The organism is Micromonospora sp. 4G55, assembly GCF_016803375.1.
Genome location: NZ_JAEVHN010000809.1, coordinates 1 through 2,486 on the forward strand (window position 1 = coordinate 1; position 2,486 = coordinate 2,486).

The following is a 2,486-nucleotide window of genomic DNA, read 5'->3' on the forward strand; positions in this document are numbered from 1 at the left end:
CGGCCACGGTCGACCAGGCCCGGGGTTGCCTCGGCGTCCCCGTGGTGCCCCAGGTCCGGTTCGTTCCCGGTGCCCGGCGGCACTCGATCAGCTGACCATGCATGTCCGTGATCCTGCCGGGAAGCCGCCGTACGGGACAGCGGATCCCGACGTGGGTCGCGTCACCGCCCGGCGACAGTCTCGCCCGTTTATGAATTCTTCTCATTTCCGAATCGGAAATGTCATAACTTGACCCTGTGAGCAACCGACCCCTTGCTGCCGCTGGTCGTACCGTTCCGCTCCTTCGCGCCGGGCTCATCGCCGGCATCGTCGTCGCCGCCGTGGCCTATCCGTTGGCCGCGTTCACCGGCCTCGGCGCCAAGGCCACCGCGCACGCCGTGGAACAGAAGACGAGCATCCTGCGCACCGCGCTGCCCGCCGAGACGTCGTACCTCTACGCCCCGGACGGCAAGACGATCCTGACCATGTTCTACGAGGAGTACCGGCAGTACACGAAGCTGTCGGACATGTCGCCGAACATCCAGCAGGCGATCGTCGCCGCCGAGGACAACCGCTTCTACCAGCACCACGGCGTCGACCCGAAGGGCGTCGCCCGCGCCTTCGTGGCCAACGCCCGCTCCAGCGGCGTCTCCCAGGGCGCCTCAACCCTGACCATGCAGTACGTCCGGATGGCGCTGCGGGACAGCGCCAAGACCCCGAAGGAGGTCCAGGAGGCCACCCAGCAGACCAGCCTGCGCAAGGTCAAGGAGATGCGGATGGCCCTGGACATCGAGAAGGAGCTGACCAAGGAGGAGATCCTGGAGCGCTACCTCAACTCGGCGTACTTCGGTCACCGGGCGTACGGCATCTACGCCGCCGCGCAGATCTTCTTCTCCAAGACCCCGGCCACCCTCACCCCGGTCGAGGCGGCCACCCTCGCCGGGCTGGTCAAGTCCCCCTCCGAGTACGACCCGATCACCTCGGACCAGAAGGACGCCACCGGCCGGCGCAACTACGTGCTCGACCGGATGGCCCAGCTCGGCTACCTCTCCCCGGACGCCGCGGCGGCGGCCCGGTCGGAGCCCATCCGGACCCGGGTGACGACCCCGGCCAACGACTGCACCTCACTGCCCAGCCAGTACCAGACCTGGGGCTTCGCCTGCGACTACGTCAAGAACTGGTGGAGCGCGCAGTCCGCGTTCGGCGAGAACCGGCTGGAGCGCATGGACAAGCTGCGCCGGGGCGGCTACCGGATCGTGCTCAGTCTCGACCCGAAGATCCAGTCGGCGGCGGAGAAGAACGTCGGCGCGAAGGACGGCGTCGGCAGCCCCTTCGCCAACGGCATCGTGGTGGCCGAACCGGGCACCGGCCGGGTGAAGGCGATGGCGGTGAACCGGACGTACTCGCTGGACCTCAGCGAGAACCCGTCCAGCTCCAACCCGGAGGCCGGCCCCAACGTCAAGGCGAACTACCCGAACACGGTGGCGCCCCTGCTCGGCGGCGGCAGCCTCCCCGGCTACCAGGCCGGATCGACGTTCAAGATGTTCCCGATGCTCGCCGCGCTGGACGCCGGGATGACGCTGTCCACCGAGTACAACTCGCCCTACCGATACCAGTCGAGGGTCTACGACGGCTGGGCCCCGTCCAACGCCAGCGGGGCGATGACCGGCCGGCAGACCATGTGGTCCGGCTTCGGCAAGTCGGTGAACACCTACTTCGTCCAACTGGAGGAGCAGATCGGCGCGGACAAGGGGGTTCGGCTCGCCGAGCAGCTCGGGCTGCGCTGGCGTACCGACGTGGACCGGGACCACGCCTCCCCGGCCAAGGCCAAGAAGTGGGGCGCGTTCACCCTGGGCGTCTCCGACGCCACCCCGCTGGAGCTGGCCAACGCGTACGCCGCGATCGCCGCCGACGGCCGGTACTGCGAGGCGATGCCGGTCCTGTCGATCACCAACCGGGACGGCACGCCGGCGACCTACCGGACGGCGTCCGGCATCCAGCGGGAGGTGGCCAAGCCGCGCTGCCGGCAGGTGGTGAGCGCGGACGCGGCCCGAGCCGCCACCGACGCCGCCCGCTGCCCGACCGGGGACACCCCGGCGAAGGGCAGCTGCGGGGGCTGGTCGACGGCGGACAGCGTCCGGGGCACGGTGGGCCGCCCGGTGGCCGGCAAGACCGGTACCACGGACAGCACCCGGTCGGCCTGGTTCGTCGCCTACACGCCCGAACTGGCGGCGGCGAGCTTCATCGCCGACCCCGACAACCCGTTCAACGCGGTGGGTGACGGCCAGTCCCAGGTCCCCGTCGCCGCGGTCGCCGAGACGCTGCGCGACGGACTGAAGGGCGCACCCACCCGCCAGTTCACCCCACCGTCGGACCGCATCGTGGGGTGAGATCGGCCGGCCCCACCCGAAGACCGGGGGCGCTGCGTCAGGAACGGTGCGGTTCCTGGCGCAGCGCTTCTGTCCGCCCCGGCGGCCCGGCCGCGGGCCGCCACGGGTCATGGGCGC

Annotated in this window: 1 protein-coding gene; it reads left to right on the forward strand. The window is 70.5% G+C overall.

What is annotated here, in order from left to right:
- Positions 1–236: 236 nt before the first annotated feature.
- Positions 237–2,369 (forward strand): transglycosylase domain-containing protein, encoded by a 2,133-nt coding sequence (locus tag JNW89_RS34540; protein ID WP_238452227.1) that lies wholly within the window; start codon positions 237–239, stop codon positions 2,367–2,369.
- Positions 2,370–2,486: the final 117 nt, after the last annotated feature.